The organism is Yinghuangia sp. YIM S09857, assembly GCF_051388915.1.
Classification (GTDB): Bacteria; Actinomycetota; Actinomycetes; order Streptomycetales; family Streptomycetaceae; genus Yinghuangia.
The window spans coordinates 39,362-56,058 of record NZ_JBPKBH010000002.1; the positions used below are offsets into that span (position 1 = coordinate 39,362).

14 protein-coding genes and 1 pseudogene are annotated in these 16,697 nt (G+C 72.9%); 10 read left to right on the forward strand and 5 right to left on the reverse strand.

Features of this window, described 5'->3' with window-relative positions:
- On the forward strand, positions 1 to 228 hold the full coding sequence (locus tag ACRX5S_RS03305) for a DUF5133 domain-containing protein (protein WP_436771189.1): 228 nt from the start codon (positions 1 to 3) through the stop codon (positions 226 to 228).
- Between the two features lie 242 nt (positions 229 to 470).
- Here ACRX5S_RS03305 and ACRX5S_RS03310 read toward each other — a convergent pair whose 3' ends face one another.
- Together ACRX5S_RS03310 and ACRX5S_RS03315 are read right to left on the reverse strand one after the other, a co-directional pair.
- Positions 471 to 2,837: a molybdopterin-dependent oxidoreductase gene (locus tag ACRX5S_RS03310; RefSeq protein WP_436771190.1), complete on the reverse strand. Its 2,367-nt coding sequence runs from the start codon at positions 2,835 to 2,837 to the stop codon at positions 471 to 473.
- Between the two features lie 165 nt (positions 2,838 to 3,002).
- Positions 3,003 to 6,824, reverse strand: a complete 3,822-nt coding sequence (locus tag ACRX5S_RS03315) for an indolepyruvate ferredoxin oxidoreductase family protein (RefSeq protein WP_436771191.1) — start codon at positions 6,822 to 6,824, stop codon at positions 3,003 to 3,005.
- 328 nt (positions 6,825 to 7,152) lie between these two features.
- Between ACRX5S_RS03315 and ACRX5S_RS03320 the strand changes: the two genes are divergently transcribed.
- From ACRX5S_RS03320 to ACRX5S_RS03335, 4 genes are all read left to right on the forward strand, one after another.
- Positions 7,153 to 7,593 carry an Lrp/AsnC family transcriptional regulator gene (locus ACRX5S_RS03320; RefSeq protein WP_436771192.1) on the forward strand — a complete coding sequence of 147 codons (441 nt, stop codon included), beginning with the start codon at positions 7,153 to 7,155 and terminating at the stop codon, positions 7,591 to 7,593.
- A gap of 111 nt (positions 7,594 to 7,704) precedes the next feature.
- Positions 7,705 to 8,637, forward strand: coding sequence for a 3-keto-5-aminohexanoate cleavage protein (locus ACRX5S_RS03325; RefSeq protein WP_436771193.1), 933 nt, complete (start codon positions 7,705 to 7,707; stop codon positions 8,635 to 8,637).
- Positions 8,638 to 8,743: 106 nt separating this feature from the next.
- Positions 8,744 to 9,271, forward strand: a complete 528-nt coding sequence (locus ACRX5S_RS03330; protein WP_436771194.1) for a hypothetical protein — start codon at positions 8,744 to 8,746, stop codon at positions 9,269 to 9,271.
- Positions 9,268 to 10,179: a LysR family transcriptional regulator gene (locus ACRX5S_RS03335; protein WP_436771195.1), complete on the forward strand. Its 912-nt coding sequence runs from the start codon at positions 9,268 to 9,270 to the stop codon at positions 10,177 to 10,179. Before ACRX5S_RS03330 ends, ACRX5S_RS03335 begins: the two co-directional genes overlap by 4 nt.
- Positions 10,180 to 10,372: 193 nt before the next feature.
- On the opposite strand, the gene ACRX5S_RS03340 is transcribed toward ACRX5S_RS03335, so the two are convergent.
- Entirely contained in the window at positions 10,373 to 10,942 is a 570-nt protein-coding gene (locus ACRX5S_RS03340) for a L,D-transpeptidase (RefSeq protein ID WP_436771196.1), read from the reverse strand.
- 464 nt (positions 10,943 to 11,406) lie between these two features.
- Here ACRX5S_RS03340 and ACRX5S_RS03345 point away from each other — a divergent pair, with 464 nt between their 5' ends.
- Positions 11,407 to 11,991 carry a TMEM165/GDT1 family protein gene (locus ACRX5S_RS03345; RefSeq protein ID WP_436771197.1) on the forward strand — a complete coding sequence of 195 codons (585 nt, stop codon included), beginning with the start codon at positions 11,407 to 11,409 and terminating at the stop codon, positions 11,989 to 11,991.
- A 94-nt stretch (positions 11,992 to 12,085) separates the two neighbouring features.
- On the opposite strand, the gene ACRX5S_RS03350 is transcribed toward ACRX5S_RS03345, so the two are convergent.
- Positions 12,086 to 12,643 (reverse strand): pyridoxamine 5'-phosphate oxidase family protein, encoded by a 558-nt coding sequence (locus tag ACRX5S_RS03350; RefSeq protein WP_436771198.1) that lies wholly within the window; start codon positions 12,641 to 12,643, stop codon positions 12,086 to 12,088.
- A gap of 181 nt (positions 12,644 to 12,824) precedes the next feature.
- On the opposite strand from ACRX5S_RS03350, the gene ACRX5S_RS03355 reads away from it, so the two are divergent.
- The 3 genes and pseudogenes from ACRX5S_RS03355 to ACRX5S_RS03365 all read left to right on the forward strand — a co-directional run.
- On the forward strand, positions 12,825 to 13,643 hold the full coding sequence (locus ACRX5S_RS03355; protein WP_436771199.1) for a DUF4253 domain-containing protein: 819 nt from the start codon (positions 12,825 to 12,827) through the stop codon (positions 13,641 to 13,643).
- Positions 13,644 to 13,824: 181 nt separating this feature from the next.
- Positions 13,825 to 14,679 carry a TIGR03619 family F420-dependent LLM class oxidoreductase gene (locus ACRX5S_RS03360; protein ID WP_436771200.1) on the forward strand — a complete coding sequence of 285 codons (855 nt, stop codon included), beginning with the start codon at positions 13,825 to 13,827 and terminating at the stop codon, positions 14,677 to 14,679.
- A 60-nt stretch (positions 14,680 to 14,739) separates the two neighbouring features.
- Positions 14,740 to 15,108, forward strand: a pseudogene (locus ACRX5S_RS03365) (cold-shock protein); the annotation flags it as partial.
- A gap of 66 nt (positions 15,109 to 15,174) precedes the next feature.
- Here ACRX5S_RS03365 and ACRX5S_RS03370 read toward each other — a convergent pair.
- Entirely contained in the window at positions 15,175 to 16,008 is an 834-nt protein-coding gene (locus tag ACRX5S_RS03370) for an SIR2 family NAD-dependent protein deacylase (RefSeq protein ID WP_436771201.1), read from the reverse strand.
- Positions 16,009 to 16,192: 184 nt separating this feature from the next.
- Here ACRX5S_RS03370 and ACRX5S_RS03375 point away from each other — a divergent pair, with 184 nt between their 5' ends.
- Positions 16,193 to 16,579 (forward strand): RidA family protein, encoded by a 387-nt coding sequence (locus tag ACRX5S_RS03375; protein ID WP_436771202.1) that lies wholly within the window; start codon positions 16,193 to 16,195, stop codon positions 16,577 to 16,579.
- Positions 16,580 to 16,697 lie beyond the last annotated feature (118 nt).

Consider the following 16,697-nt stretch of genomic DNA (forward strand, 5'->3'; position numbering starts at 1 on the left):
ATGCTGATGGCGCATCCGGCGGTTCTGGCGGACCTGGTCGAGCAGTACGAGGCACTCAGCCTCCTGCACGCCGAGCAGGGCACTCCCGAGGCGAAGCGCCGCATGGAGGACGTCGCCTACACGCTGTGCGTCTCCACCGGAACCCGGGACGTCCACGCGGCGCTCATCGCCGCGAAGCTGCGCCTGGCGGGGGCGCGGCCGGAGGGCGACCCGCTCGTCGAGGCGTGACCGACCGCGCCGGACCGCTGCGTGACGGCCTCGTGACCGCTGCCTGAGCGGCCCGGCTCGTCACGCCGGTCGAGGCGGGGCGACGCGGGGCGACGCGCGAATCCGCGGGCCGGACACGACGGCGGTGTCCGGCCCGCGGATTCGCGCGTACGGCCTGGGCCTGCGTCCCGCAGCGCGCCCCGGCTCAGCGCGCCCCGGCTCAGCGCGCCCCGGTTCAGGGCGCCCCGTTCAGCGCGTCCCGGTCAGACCACCGCGACCGGCAGCGGCGTCACCGTGACCGGGATGCCGTTGACCGCGGCGTTGCCCGAGATGGCGTCGACGAACGCGCCGGGCGCCAGCACGTTCGAATTGACCCCGGCGTGCGCGCGGGCCGTCGCCATCCGGGTGCCGGGCTCGTCGTGGCCCCATCCGTGCGGCATCGAGACCACGCCCGGCATCATCTCGTCGGTGACCTGCACCGCGACCGTGATGCTGCCCTCGGGCGAGGAGACTTCGGCGTCCTGCCCGTCGGCGAGGCCGGCGCGCGCGGCGTCGTCCGGGCTGATCAGCAGCGTGCAGCGGTTGCTGCCGCCGACCAGCGCCGGGACGTTGTGCAGCCACGAGTTCTTCGACCGCAGGTGGCGGCGGCTGACCAGCAGCAGCGACGCGGGGTCCGCGGCGCGCTCGACGTGCGCGCGCAGCCGGGGCAGGTCCGCCGTGATGTAGTCCGGAGCCAGCTCGACCTTCTCGAAGCCCGCGGCCGCCAGCACCTCGGCGATGCGCGGCTGCATCTCCCCGAGTTCGAGGCCGTTGGGGGCGTCCTTGAAGTCCTGGAGGGTGAGGCCGCCCTCCACGCGCCCGTAGCGGTCGCCCCACGGGCCCGTACGCACCGACAGGTCCGCGATGCGCTCCGGTCCGCCGCGCTGGTAGTGCGGAAGGACCTCCTCGGGGTCCAGGCCGCAGATGCGCACGAGCGTGGTGAACCACATGTCGTCGAGCGCGGCGATGTCGACCTCGTCGGCCTTCTGGCCGGCGAGGATCGCCGCCAGCTTCAGGACGATCTCCCACTCGGCCGGGCGGTCCGGGTCGGCGGGCAGCACCGGCTCCGACCACTTGCCCGCGCTGCCGACCGCGAAGTTCCACATCAGGTCGTCGAAGTGCGGCACCTGGAGCGGGCCCGGGCCGGGCAGGATGACGTGCGCGTGCCGCGTCGTCTCGTTGATCCAGTTGTCGATGCTGACCATGGCGTCCAGCTTCGGCAGCGCCTCGCGCAGCCGGGCCGCGCCCGGGGCGCTCACCGCCGGGTTGCCCGCGATCGTGACCAGGGCCCGGATGCGGCCCTCGCCCTCGGTGTCGATCTCCTCCGCGAGGCACGACACGGGGACCTGGCCGAGGACCTCGGGGGCGCCGCGGACACGCGAGTGCCAGCGTCCGAACGGCGCGCCGTCGGCGGACTTGCTGTGCTGGGTCAGCGTCGCGACCGACCAGTTCATCGGCTTCGGGAACATCAGGCCGCCGGGCGTGTCGAAGTGCCCGGTGAGGATGTTGACGACGTCGACCAGCCAGCTCGCGAGGGTGCCGAACTCCTGGTTGCACAGGCCGATCCGGCCGTAGACGACGGCGGAGCGGGCGGCGGCGAGCTCGTGGGCGAGCTGCCGGATGCGCGCGGCGGGGACGCGCGTGGCGTCCTCGACGGACTCCGGCGTCCAGCCGAGCGCGAGCTCGCGGAGCGTGTCGACGCCGCCGAGGTGCGCGGCGACCGGGCCGGGGTCGACCAGGCCGTCCGCGAACAGCACGTGCACCACGGCCATCAGCAGCGCGGCGTCGGTGCCCGGGACGATCGGCAGCCACTCGTCGGCGGCGTCCGCGGTGCCGGTGCGGCGCGGGTCGACCACCACGACCTTGCCGCCGCCGCGCCGGATGCGCTTGATCTCGCCCATGATGTCCGGGCAGGCCAGCAGCGAGCCCTGCGACGCCTGCGGGTTCGCGCCCATGACCACGAACAGGTCCTCGGTGCGCCGCAGGTCGGGCACCGGGATGGTCCACATACCGCCGTACATCAGCAGCGACGAGACGTTCTTGGGCCACTGGTCGACGGTGCCGGACGAGTAGATGTGGTGGATCCCGGCCATGCCGACCAGAACGCCCGCGTACCGCGCGAGGGCCATGTTGTGCGCGAGCGGGTTGCCGAGGAAGGCGGTGAGCACCTGCGGGCCGTACGCGTCCAGGACCGGCCGCATGACGCGCTCGCACTCCGCGAACGCCTCGTCCCAGCTCACCTCGCGCCACGTGTCGCCGTCGCGCACGACGGGCGCGCGCAGCCGGTCGGGGTCCTCCTGGAGCGCGCCGAGCGTCGTGCCCTTGGGGCAGATGTGGCCCTTGCTCCACACGTCGTCGCGATTCGGCCGGATCTTGTGCACGCGGTTGTCGCGCACGTGGATCTCCAGGCCGCACATCGCCTCGCAGAGGTGGCAGGTGCGGCGGTGGACGGTGGTGGCGCCGTCGGCCGCGCCGGTCGTCGCCGCGCCGGTGTTCGCGCCGGGGGTCGCGCCGGGGGTCGCGCCGGATCCGGCGGTACTGGAGGCGGCCGCGTTCTCCGTGCCGCCGCTGTTCTGGTGTGCCGTGGTCATCCGGACCGGCCTCCCTCGCTCCGCCGAAACGTGCGCGACTATCGCAGAGATCGCGTGCGAGAAGAAGGCCGACTACGGGTTTTCGTAGGACGTAATTTCGGAATGGCGCACCGGAATGTTGACCGGCGGGCGGCGCCGGGCGGGTGCCTCGGCGCAGCCGCGCGGTTACGAGGCCGAGCGCACCGCCGCCCGCCCCTCGCCGCCGGAACCGCCCGCGGCCCCCGCATCCGGCACGACACGCGGCGCGGGCGCGGCCAGCGCCTCCAGCGCGGACCGCATCCGGGAGCGGAACTCCGCCACCCGGGCCAGCTTGATGTCCTCGTAGCCGCGTACCACGTCCGGCAGTTCCGCGACCTCGACGACGGCGTCGACGGTCGCCGGGTCCAGGTGCGCGAGGGCGGTGTCCACGGCCCGGCGGTACTCCCCGACGAGCGCGCGTTCGACCTTGCGGACGTGCGCGTACCCGAAGACGTCCAGCCTCGTGCCACGCAGACCGCGCGCGGCGTGCAGCGCGCGGAACGCCGGGACCGCGGTACGCCGCAGCCGGATCTTGCGCTTGACGCCCAGCGCGCGCAGCACCGGCGGGTGCAGCAGCACGGACACGTCCGCGTCCGCGCCGAACTCCGCGTCCCGGCGCGCCTTCTCGACGGTGTCCAGGTGCAGTCGGGCGACCTCGTACTCGTCCTTGTACGCCATCAGCTTGTGCAGCCCGCGCGCGTACGCTGCACCCACCCGTGCCCCGTCCGCCGCACCGACCCGGCCGCGCGCCGCCTCGGTGACCCGCCGCACGTCGTCGGCGTAGCTGCGGGCGTACGCGGCGTTCTGGAAACCGGTCAGGTCGGCGATGCGGGTGGCGAGGGCGTCGCGCAGGTCGGTGGCGTGGGGCTCGGTGGTGTGCGAGTCGGTGGCGCGGGGCTCTGCGGCGGTCGGGCCTGCGTCGAGACGGACGCTCACGGCCGAAGTGGCGTGCACGGCGCGCTCGGCGAGAGCGCGCGAGACCGCGTCCACCTCCACCACCGGCACCTCGGGCGCCGCCACCGCGGCCCGCACCGCCGCCGGGTCGACCGCCGCCGCGCGGCCCCAGCGGAACGCGGCCAGGTTCGCGTCGACGGCGGCACCGTTCAGGCGTACCGCGGCCTCCAGGGCCTCCGCGCTCAGCGGCAGGCAGCCGTGCTGGTACGCGGCACCCAGCAGCAGCATGTTCGCCGGCATGTGGTCGCCGAACAGCGCCTCGGACAGACTGAGCGCGTCCAAGTAGAGGTTGCGGGGGATCTCGCCTGCCCCGTCAGCCGCCCCCACGCGCTCGTTCGCGCCCTCATTCGCGCCTTCGCGCGCGCCTCGGTGCGCGCCCTCGTCCGCGGTGGCCGCCTCGATGCGCACGACCGCCTCGTCCGGCGAGCCCGGCAGCGCGAGCTGGTTCGTCACCATCGCCGCCGTCGGCACGATCGCCGTGTTGACCACCGCGACCGTGTGCCCCGCGCGCACCGACGCGAGATTGCCGTCCGCCGCCGCTCCCAGCAGGTCGAAGCCGACCAGCACGTCCGCCGTCCCGCGCGAGGCCCTCAGCGCGCCCGCCACCGGGGCGTCCGCGATGCGCACGTCGCTCACCACCGGGCCGCCCTTCTGCGCGAGGCCGGTCTGCTCCAGGCCCGCCGCGTACCGCCCGTCCAGGTGCGCGGCCATCTGGAGGACCTGCGACACCGTCACCACACCCGTGCCGCCGATCCCCGGCATGCGCAGCAGGACGCCGTCCCCGGCGGTGTCGAACCGCCGTACCGGCTCCGGCAGTTCCACCGGAAGGCCGGGCAACTCCCGGGCGGCCGCCTTCCGGCCCGCGCGCGTGCCCGGCTCGACCAGCAGGAACGACGGGCAGTCGCCCTTCAGGCACGAGAAGTCCGAGTTGCACGACGCCTGGTGGATCCGTGTCTTGCGGCCGAACTCGGTGTCCACCGGATGCACCGACAGGCACGTGGACTGGTCCCCGCAGTCGCCGCAGCCCTCGCACACCCGCTCGTTGACCACGACGCGCTCCGCGGGCGTCGGCAACTGCCCGCGCTTGCGCAGCCGCCGCTCCTCCGCCGCGCAGCGGTCGTCGTGGACCAGCACGGTGACGCCGTCCACGGCCGCGAGCTCGCGTTCCACGTCCGCCAGTTCGTCGCGGTGCCGGACGCGCGCAACCGGATCCAGCGCGACACCCCGGTACGCCGCCGGGTCGTCGGTCGTCACCACCACCCGGCGCACCCCCTCCAACGCGAACCACCGCGTCAGCGTGGGCACGTCCATGCGGCCCTCCGCGCGCTGGCCGCCCGTCATCGCCACCGCGTCGTTGTAGAGGAGCTTGTACGTCATCCGCACCCCGGCCGCGACCGCCGCCCGCACCGCCAGCGACCCCGAGTGGTGGAACGTCCCGTCCCCGAGGTTCTGCACGAAGTGCCGGTCGTCGGTGAACGGCGCCAGGCCGATCCACTGCGCGCCCTCGCCGCCCATCTGGGTGAGCCCGATCTGATTGCCGCGCCCGCGCCCGTCGAGCGCGATCATCGCGTGGCAGCCGATGCCGACGCCCACGAGCGTGTCGTCCGACGTGCGGGTGGAGGTGTTGTGCGGGCAGCCCGAACAGAAGTACGGCGTGCGCGCGGCGGCCAGCGGCAGCGCGATCCGCGCGGGCCGCCGCGGCGCACCCGCGGACAGCAGGGCCGTCGCCGAGTGGGGGAGCCGGTCGGTGCCGAGCCTGGCGGCGAGCACACGCGCCACGTCCTCGGCGCCGACCGTGCCGCGCACCGGCAGCAGCGGGCGCCCGTCCGCATCGCGGCGGCCGACCACCAGCGGCGCGTCGGGTCGCCGGTAGAGGGCCTCCTTGAGGTGCCCTTCGAGGAACGGGACCTTGTCCTCGACCACCAGCACCTCGTCCAACCCCGCGGTCAACTCGGCGAGTTCCGCGGCGTCGACGGGAAACGGCATGGCGAGCCGGATCAGCCGCAGGCCCAAGCGGGCGAGATCGGCCTCGCCGGTCCCGACGCCGAGGTCGCGCAGGGCGCGGACGACGACGGCGTACTGGGTGCCGGAGGCGAGCACGCCCAGGCGCGGCGTCGCCGCCCGGCCGTTGCGGGACGCCGGGACGCCGTCCGCCGTCACGCGGTTCAGGCCGACCGCGCGGGCGTACGCGCGGGCCAGGTCCAGGCGCCGGGTCAGCATGTCCAGCTCCGCGTCCAGCGACGCCGGGCCCACCAGCGCCGCCGCCGCCCCGCGCGGGCGCCGCGAGGGCTCCGGCACCAGGGCCCCGAACGCGCCCGCGTCGACCGTCGCCGACGCGTCCGCGACGTCCGCGACGATCTTCAGCCCGGTCCACAGCCCGCTGGCCCGCGACATCGCCACCGCGTGCAGTCCGAACTCCAGCACCTCGGCCACCGACCCCGGGGCCAGCAGCGGCATCGCCAGGCTCTCCGCCATCGGCTCGCACGAACTCGGCACCGTCGACGACTTGCTGGACGGGTCGTCGCCGATCCACGCCACCGCACCGCCCAGCGGCGCGGTACCCGCCAGCATCGCGTGCCGGATCGCGTCGGCGGCCCGGTCCAGGCCCGGGTTCTTGCCGTACCAGAAGCCCACCACGCCGTCGTGCCGACGGCCGGGGACCTGGTCCGCCAACTGGCTGCCGGCCACCGCGGTCGCCGCCAACTCCTCGTTCAGGCCCGCCTGGAAGACCACGCCCGCCGGGTCGAGGAACCGCGCGGCGCGGCCCATCTCCAGGTCCAGCGTGCCGAGCGGGGAGCCCTGGTAGCCGGACACGAACACGCGCGTGTCGAGGCCGCGGGCGGCGTCCAGGCGCCGCTGCTCCAGCGTCAGGCGGACCAGCGCCTGGACGCCGGAGAGCAGGATGCGGCCCTCCTCGGCGGCGTATTTGTCGTCGAGCGACACGTTGGACGGGCCGACGGACGACCGGCCGGACAGCGGGCTGGACGGCGGGCCGATGGACGGGTCGATACGCACGGGAGCCTCCGACACGCGGAACAGGAGCGGCGAGCTACGGAACGGAACCGCGGCATCCGGAAACCGCGGGCGGGATGGTGCCCCGAAAGCACATCAACGCGCCCGACCCCACGCAAGTACCCGGAGGCAAAAGCTCCAGAAGACGCAAATGCTTGACGTGGAAATGGGAAGGATCGTCAATAGTTTGCGCACGGACCCCCGAATCGAACACCTGACTCGACCTGGCGGCCGCGCCGCGCCCGACACCGCCGGGGCCGCCGAACCGCACCGCCGCACCGCCGAACCGCCGAATCCCGTCCGGGCTCGGCCCCGACCCGAGAGGCGTCCCATGGCCGACGTCGACGACACCGACCACCGCCTGCTGCGCCTCCTGCGCGAGGACGGCCGCCGGACCTTCTCCGACATGGCCGCCGAGGTCGGCCTCTCCGTCGCCGCCGTCAAACGCCGCGTCGACCGTCTCCGCGACCTCGGCGTCGTCACCGGCTTCACGGTGCAGATCGACCACGCCAAACTCGGCTGGGGCATCGAGGCGTTCACCGAACTGCGCTACGCCGGAAGCACCACCGTCCAGGAGATCATGCGCACCACCACCGGCGTCCCGGAGATCCAGGCCGTCTACACCATCGCGGGCGACCCCGACGCGCTCATCCACGTCCGCGTCCGCGACATCGCCCACCTCCAGCAGGTCATCGACACCCTGCGGCGGGACGGGCGCGTCACCGGCACCAAGACCCTGATGGTGCTGGGATCCTGGACTCGCGAGGCATGATCCGCCACCATCAGGCAGCCGTACCACCCGGGCCCCGGCGCCCGGCTCACGTACTCCGCTCACGTACCCCCGTCCGGTCCCGGCGCCGGGCGGTCCGTCAGGAGGCCCCGCGTGTCCGACCCGACCACCCCCGCCGCCGACGCGGTCATCGTCGAAGCCGCCCTCAACGGCATCAACCCCCTCGCCCCGCGCGACCCCGCCGCCATCACCCGCGACGCCCTCGCCGCGCTCGACGCCGGCGCGTCCGTCCTGCACAACCACATCGACCTGTCCGGCCCCACCACCAGCGAGGAAGTCGCCGAACGCTACCTGCGCGCCTGGCGCCCCCTGATGGCCGAACGCCCGGACACCCTGGTCTACCCGACCGTCGGCTACGGCTCCGACGTCGCCGGCTCCTACGCCCACGTCGAACTCCTCGCCAAGGGCGGCTGGCTGCGCATCGGCATCGTCGACCCCGGCTCCGTCAACCTCGGCGGCTGCGACGCCGACGGCATCCCGACGGGCGGTGTCGTCTACCGCAACAGCTACGACGACATCCGCCACCAGATGGCCCTGTGCGCAGAACACCGCCTCGGCCCCAGCCTCGCCATCTACGAACCGGGCTTCCTGCGCGCCGTCCTCGCCTGGCACCGCGCCGGGCGCCTGCCGGCCGGGGCCATGGTCAAGTTCTACTTCGGCGGCGAATACGGCTACCTCGGCCGCACCACCGCGGGCCCGTCCTTCGGCCTCCCGCCGACCGCCGCCGCGCTCCGCGCGTACCTCGAAATGCTCGACGGCACCGACCTCCCCTGGTCCGTCGCCGTCATGGGCGGCGACCTCTTCGCCACCCCCGTCGCCCGCCTCGCCCTCGAACTCGGCGGCCACCTCCATGTCGGCCTCGAAGACCACGCGGGCCCCGGCCTCCGCGAAACGACCAACGCCGCGCTCGTCCACGAAGCCGCCGCCCTGGCCCAGGAGGTAGGCCGCCCGCTGGCCACCCCACGAGACATCCCCGCGCTCCTGAACCTCCCCACCCCGCAGTACGCGGGCCCGACGGATGCCTGACCCGGGGGCGCCCGATCCGACCGGGATGGCGCCGAGCGGCGGGGGAGCGTTGCGGGAACCTGGGCGGACAGGCGATGCCGACGTCCGCGCGCCTTCGCCCGGTTTTGTGCGGAGGCCCGTCACGGCCTGGGACGACCTGTTGGAACCGTTCCTCGACACCTGGCACGACGACGAGGTGACGGCGGCGATCGACGGCCGCCTCGCGCAACGCGGGTTCGGTGCGGATGAGATCGCCGCCGTCCGCGAACGCGTGGAACCGCTGATGCGGGCGTACAACCTGGTCCTGTGGGAGTGGGTGAGCCTCGACTACGGCGACGTGCTCGAAGCACTGACGGTGCCCTGGGTTCCGGACCACGTGAAAGCGGCACTCGGCGACCTCGACGAGTTCCGCACCTGGGCCGCCCACATCGCCGACCGTGAGGCGACGGAGGCGACGGAGGCGCCTGAGGCGCCTGAGGCGACGGAGTTGAACGCGCCGCCGCGGCTTCGCCGATCGCGGCCGGGCTCGCGAGTGTGGCTCGGCGATCGGGTAAGTCGCCGGTTCCCGGCTGGATTTGGGGTCGGGGAGCCGGTGGCATCAATTTCCTTGTCGGCATCGTGCATTCCGCTTGGGCTCGCTACGTTGCGCGGGTGACCCTCCAGCAGCTCCGCTACCTCATCGCGATCGTGGAGCACGGCTCCATCTCGGCGGCGGCCGAGGCGCTGTTCACCGCGCAGCCCGCCGTCACGCGGGCGATCCAGGCACTGGAACGTGAGCTCAAGGTGCCCCTGGTGATCCGCGCCCAGGGCCGCGCCCGGCTCACGCCCGAGGGGGAGGCGGTGGTCCAGCTCGCCCACCGCGTCCTGGCCGGGGTCGCCGCGATCGGCGAGTCGATGCGTACCAAGGACGCCGCCCCCGCCAAAGCGGCGCGGCCGGTCCGGCTGGGGACCACCCCGGCGCTGGCCATCCAGATGATCAGCGCGCTCTCCCCGCGCTTCGCCCGGCACCTGCCGGGGATCACCGTCGACGTCGTCACGTTCCCGTGCCGTGACCCCATCTTCGACGCGCTGCGCTCGGGCGACATCGACGTGGGCCTGACCGACCTCCCGGCGCCGACCGACCTGGAGATGGACCTGCTCCGCCCGCACGAGGTCGTGCTGGTCTCGCCGCAGCAGTTCGACCTGCCCGACCCGCTGCCGTGGGAACTCCTCGACGGGCACCCGATGATCGTCCCCACCCGGTCCTCGCCGCGCCGCGCCGACTTCGAGGAGTTCTTCGCCACCGCCGGAATCCGCCCCGCCATCGTCCTGGAGACCGACGAACGCGCCGCCTGGCTCGCCGCGGTCGCGGGCGGCCTGGGATCCATGCTCTGGTACCGCGACCTCCTCGACGGCTTCGACGCGATGGTGCGGCTGCGGTCCTTCTCCCCGCCCATCCACCGCACCGTCGGCCTCGTCTCCGCCCGCCGCGCGATGCGCCCCGAGGTCCGCGCCTTCTACGGCTTCGCCCGGCGCGTCAACGCGACCGTGTTCCACGCGAGCGGTGAGGGGGGGACCGGCTGACCGGTCNTCCACCGCACCGTCGGCCTCGTCTCCGCCCGCCGCGCGATGCGCCCCGAGGTCCGCGCCTTCTACGGCTTCGCCCGGCGCGTCAACGCGACCGTGTTCCACGCGAGCGGTGAGGGGCCGACCGGCTGACCGGTCGGCCCCTCGCGCGTGGCGGGTACGTCCGCCGCGCGTCCGTCCGCGGCGCGGCTCAGCGGCGGCGCCCCCAGATGTACGCGGCGTCGCCCTTCTGCGTCAGCGAGAACAGCCGCTTCGCGTCCGCGAGCCGCATGTTCACGCAGCCGTGCGACCCCGGCGGCGTGGTGATCGGCTGCGCGTACGCGTGGAACGCCTGCCCGCCGTCGAAGTACTGCGCGTACGGCATCGACACGTTGTAGAGGTACGACCAGTCCTTCACCTTCTTGGCGTAGATCCGCTTCAGGCCCGTGCGCGTCGGATAGGCCTTCCGCCCGCTCCGGACCGGGACGGGGCCGAACGTCCGGCGCCCGTTCTTGTCCTGCATCCACAGCGTCTGGTTGTCGAGGTTCACGCAGACGATGCGGACGTGCCCGCGCGGACACGGGTTCGCCGCCGCCGCGGGCGCCGCCTCCACCGCGGGCGCGAGCACGACGAGGAGCGCACCGGCGAGAGACGACGACAGCAGCACGCGCCCGAGCCGCCGCCGAGGCTCACCCGATCCCCGGAGCCGCGGGGGCTCGGGGGCAGGGGCGCAGCGCCCGAACCGGGCGGTGAAGCGGGCGGCTATCCGCATGTCACGCATGGCAGTCTCCTGCGCTCGACCGGACGCCCCGAGCAGGAGGAGCCCGGGGCGGCTCTCCAGCATCAGGCGTCACACCAGTCACGCGCATCTCGGCATTCACCCACGCGGCCCACGGAGAGTCACCATGCGTCCAACCGTGCGGGTGGGGAGGCGGCAGGCGTACGACAATCGGATTTCGCGACGGAGCCCGGGCAAAGGCGGCGAGGGGCCTCGGCTACACTGTGTGGCTGCGAAGGGGAGTAGTCCTTCAACGTCGGATGGTCGACACACTGGGCGCCCGCGGGTGCCCCGGCCACCGAGCCCCGCTGAGGTTGGATGCGGGGTGGACGAGACCTTCGGCCAAGGCATGACCGGTCCGCGCATCCGCGCGGGCCTGCTCCGTCGTGCCGGGCCGAACGGTCGTATCCCGCCGCACACGCGGGGCCCGCACGCTCGGCCCGGCCCCCGCAGAAAGCAGTTTCCGCGTGAGTTTCGACCCCCTGGCGATGCTGACCGCCTTCGGGCTCATCTTCCTGGCCGAACTGCCCGACAAGACGATGTTCGCGTCGCTGGCCATGGGCACCCGAATGCGGCCGCTGTACGTCTGGTTCGGCACGTCCACCGCCTTCATCGTCCACGTCGCGCTCGCGGTCGGCGCGGGCAGCCTCATCGGCCTCCTGCCGAACGTCGCGGTCAAACTGGTCTCGGCGGCTCTGTTCGCCTTCGGCGCCGTGGTGCTGCTGCGCGGCGGCGGGGACGATGACGACGAGGACGCGGCAGGCCGCACCGTCACCGGCTTCTGGCCCGTCTACACCACGGCGTTCATGGCCGTGTTCATCAGCGAGTGGGGCGACCTGACCCAGATCACCACCGCCAACCTCGCGGCGACGAACGGCTGGCTCCCGACGGCGATCGGCTCCGCCGCCGCGCTGATGACGGTCTCCGCGCTCGCACTGATCGTCGGCCGGTTCATCGCCAAGAAGGTGCCGCTGAAGACGGTGCAGCGGATCGGCGGCGCGTGCATGGGCGTTCTGGCGGTCTGGACGCTGGTGGAGGCGTTCACGGGTTGAGCGGGTGGCCGGTGGCCGGTGGCCTGTGACCAGTGGCGTCGCGAGGCTGTGTGGGCGGTGTGGGGGTGGCGGTGCCGGTTGCGGGGCGCGGCGGTCAGAACGTCCAGCGGGTGTGGGTGTAAACGCCGCCGTCCCTGCCGAACCCGTACGCGGTGCCCGGAACCACGCCGAACACCAGATCGTCGCCCTTGCGCATCGCGTCCGACATGCCGTGGAAGGTGCCGTCGGCGGACGTGATGTGCGCACCGTACTTGGCCTCGAACGCCCCGATCACCTCCTCCAGCGCCGCCGCGTCCTCGACCCGCCGGGCCGTGCCCTCGACCACGACGTCGAGGCCCTCGGTGAGGGAGTTCGTTCCGGTGAGCAGCGCGCAATGGCCGTTGCGCGCCAGATTCCTGGCCTTCTGCTCACCCGGTCCGGTGGAGAAGTACGCCGCGCCGTCGTGCCACGTCGCGATCACGGGCGTGACGTGCAGCCGGCCGTCCGGGCGTACGGTGATCGCCCAGCAGATCTCGGCCGTGCGCAGCAGGCGCCGGGCGTCACTCCAATCGGTGGCAACAACATCCGCGGCACCGGGGCGGGGATTGAGAGCAGAGCTGTATCGGGCGTCGAGCTCGGCGGTGGGATGCTCCGCGGAGGGGTTCGAGGGCATGGCGGACTCCTTTCGGTCTCCTTCCTTTAGACAGGAAGCCGCCTCTCGAATCATCGGTGCTTCAGTGAGATCTTTTGGCGGAGCATCCGGAGACACAGCCCGGCGATCGCATCCGACGGGTCGTCGTCATGGGCGAACGGCCGTCGGCCGCAATGACGGTGGGCGGCACTAGGGTCCGCGCATGACGATGCACCGCGACCCTCTGGCAGTCCTGGCGAACGACCCGACGGGCCGGTCGCTCGGCCTCGACCTGCCTCGGGGAACAGTCGTCCACCAAACCTCTGAGGGACCGCGCCCGGCGTTCCTCTGGCACACCGGCACCGCTGTCGGCGCGGGTATCTGGACACGATTGGAAGCCGCCGCACAGGCGACGGGACTGCAACCGGTCGTGTTCTGGGGAGACTGGCGCCACGACCTCGACCACCGCCACGCGTCGGACCCAGGCGACCACGACCCCGACGAGGTCCTGAACAGGCTCTGGGACGCCTGCATGTCCGACGTCGACGATCCCGCCGACGTGGTTCGAGCCAACGACAAGACCATTGCCCCGTTCGGCACCACCTGGCCGGGGCCGGCTCCCGCGTCGACCGCCGCCCCTGCGGACGGTGCCGCAGCGGAACTCGTCGAGGACCTGGTCGGCAGCAAGTGGTTCACCGAACCCCGAGGCGGTCTGGTGGACGCGCGGCGCAGCGCCGACATCCTGACCACGATCGGCTGGACGGGCTCTCTCAACCACGACAACGACGTCGCGGTATTCGCGTCCGTCCTGCGCTCCTGGGAAGAGCGCTTCGGAGCCCGACTCGTCGCCCTGTCCTTCGACCGCCTCGAAGTGGCGGTCTCCGCGCCGCCCTGCTCCGCCAACGAGGCACTCGCGGTCGCCGCCGAGCACTACGCCTTCTGCCCGGACAACGTCTGGCAGGCCACCCGCCGCACCCGAACCATCGGCCACTACGCGGCCACCTTGGTGAACGCACAGCGCTGGTCCTTTTGGTGGGACTAGACAGCCCGAACGCACCGCGACGGCGGCGCGCCCTTCTGCGTCCCGAACCTGCGTCCCGAACCTGCGTTCCAAGCCGGTTGGTCCTCGGAGCGCAAACCCGCTCTTGGCTTCCGTCCGCCAAACTGGCGCAAGTCTGCCGGTACCTGTCCGGGTACCTGCGTCGTCGCGAGGGAGAGCACACGTGAAGTTCTGGGTCCCCCTGATATGCCTGCCCACGGAGGAGTATCTCCCCCTGGCCGAAGCGGCCGAACGCCTTGGCTTCGCCGGGGTGCTGCTCGCCGACCACCTTGCCGTCCCGGACGAGTTCGCCTCGGTGCACCCGTCCGGCGAGAATCCGTTTTCCGCCGCCACGGAATTCCCCGACCCCGTGACGATGATCGCCACGCTGGCCGCGCGCACCGAGCGCCTGCGCTTCATCACGTACACCTACATCCTGCCGATGCGCGACCCCTTCACGGTGGCGAAGCAGTTCGGGACGCTCGCGCAGGTAATGGGCGGCCGGGTCTCGCTGGGCTGCGCCGTCGGGTGGCTGAGGGAGGAATTCGAGCTCCTGGGGCAGGACTTCGGCACCCGCGGCGCCCGCACCGACGAGGCCATCGCGATCATCCGCGACTTCTGGGACGACGGGTGGGCGGAACACCACGGACGTTTCTACGACTTCGACCGGACCGGCATGTTCCCCAGGCCCGATGTGCGGGTGCCCGTCCTCATCGGGGGTGCCGGACGGCGGGCCCTGGAGCGCGCGGTGCGCAACGACGGCTGGCTCGGCATGAACTACTCCTGGGACGACGTCGAGGACAAGGTCGGCACCCTGCACCGCCTGCGAAAGAAAGCCGGGCTCGACGGCGGCGAGTTCACGGTCTTCGTCGTGGCGAACGCGGCCCCTTCGGAGGCGACGTACGCCCGTCTCCGGGACATGGGTGTGACCGACACCCTGGCCGCGGCGTGGCAGGCGGGGCAGCCGGGGCAACCGGACACCGAGACGCTGGAGGACCGGATCGCGCACCTGGAGAAGTTCGCCGCCCGGTACCTGTAGAACGCCGAAGAGGGCCGCACGTGACGTGCGCAGGGGAGACTCCATGGCCGAGGCACGGTCCGATGCTTCGACGACGTCCAGGGCTACGGCCTCATCGTCCCCGACGACGACCGCAGCGTCAGCTCCCTCCTCCCGGGCGGGGACGTGCGGGTCAATCGCGGGGACATCCAGACCAACGGCTACAAGAGCCTGGAACCCGGCGAGCGTGTGTCGTTCGACATCCAGCTCGACAGGTCGGTGGAGGAGGGCGTGCGAGCCGTCAAGGTCACCCCGCTGGGAGACTTCGCTCCAGTGCCCGAAGTCTCCCACCGGCCGTTAGCCACCATGCCCGCGTGGCTCGGCTGCTGTATCGGCCTGCTCGCGGCGGCTGCTCTCGTGGCCTACGGCGTGTGGCTGGTGCGGGCTGTCGTCGCGGACATCGACTGGTGATGCGGCGCGTCACCACGGATCCCACGCCCCACCCAGGCTGCCGCTCGTCCGTCGCCGAGACAACCTCTACGCACTCTCGCCTGCCTGCTGCCCCCGAGGCGACCGAAGTTCGCGCAGCACGTCGTCCAGGACGGCCGCTGCGTCGCCGAGGACTTCGCGCTGGAACGGCGACGTGCCCTGGACGTCGGTCCAGGGCTGGGCGTTGACGAGCACGCGGACGGCGTCACGGCGGCAGTACTCGATGAGTCCGGCCGCGGGGTACACCGTCCCGGACGTCCCGATCGCCATCCACACGTCGGCGCCGCGGGCGGCCTCGGTCGAGGCGCGCACTTTCGCGCGGGACAGGTGCTCCCCGAACAGGACGACGTCCAGCCGCGCGATGCGCCCGCAATGCGGGCAGTTCGGGACCGTTTCGTGGGCGGTCTCGTCGGGCCACGCGCCGTTGCGGGCATGGCACGCGCGCCCGGAGCAGCGCGTACGGAACACGCTGCCGTGCAGTTCCGCGACGTTGGTGGACCCGGCGCGGTTGTGGAGCCCGTCGATGTTCTGGGTGGCTATGTGGACGTCGAAGTGGGCTTCGGCGGCGGCCAGCGCCTCGTGCGCCGGGTTGGGCCGCGCGGCGGACGCGGCGCGGCGGAGATTGCTCCAGTGCTCCCACGCCTGCGCGGCCTTGCCGAACCACCGCGACGCGGTGCTGAGCTTCGCGATCTCGGGGTTCCGGTCCCACAGTCCGTCCCCGCCCCGGTAGACGGGCAGGCCGGACGGTGCGGAGATCCCGGCCCCGGTGAGGACGGCGAGTCGGGGTTTGCGGGCGAGCGGGGTGGCCGGATCGGCCGGATTGCCGGAGTGCGCAGGGCCGCCGGTGGGATCGGCGCTGTCGGCGCCGTCGGGGGTGGGCATGCGGCCATTTTCGGCTCCGGAGGAGCGTGCCCGCACCGCATTATCGGAGCGCGGGAACAGCCGACCGGACTGCCGAGACCTGAAGAGTCGTGATCGGCGTTCGTGATCCGGATACCCCTGTGCGCCACAGGGCAACGATGATCGGTCCTCAGCCGTGGAAATCGACCAGAGAGTGAGGCAGTCGATGGAACTCGTGCGCCACAACCCCGCCGAAGGCGTCTACCCGGCCACCGACGACTACGTGCACGCAATGGAGGTCCGAGGTGCCGGACGCCTGCTGTTCGTCGCCGGCACGATGGGACTGGACCCGGCCGGGAAGCCCGGGGCCGGCCTGGCGGAGCAACTCACCCTGATCTGGTCGAACATCCGCGCCATCCTCGCCTCGGCCGACATGGGCGTCGACAACATCGTGCGCCTGACCAGCTACCTGCGTGACCCCGCCTACGCCGAGGCCAACGCCGCCGCCCGAACCGTGGCACTCGGCGGCCGGCGCGTCCCGACAACCGCGATCGTCGCCACCACGCTGGACAGCGACTGGCTCGTCGAAATCGAGGTCATCGCCGCGGGGTGACATCCGGCCTCGGGCGCCTTCGGGGCCGGGCGAGCCACACGGCAGGGGGGGGGGGGGGGGGGGGGGGGGGGGGGGGGGGGGGGGGGGGGGGGGGGGGGGGGGGGGGGGGGGGGGGGGG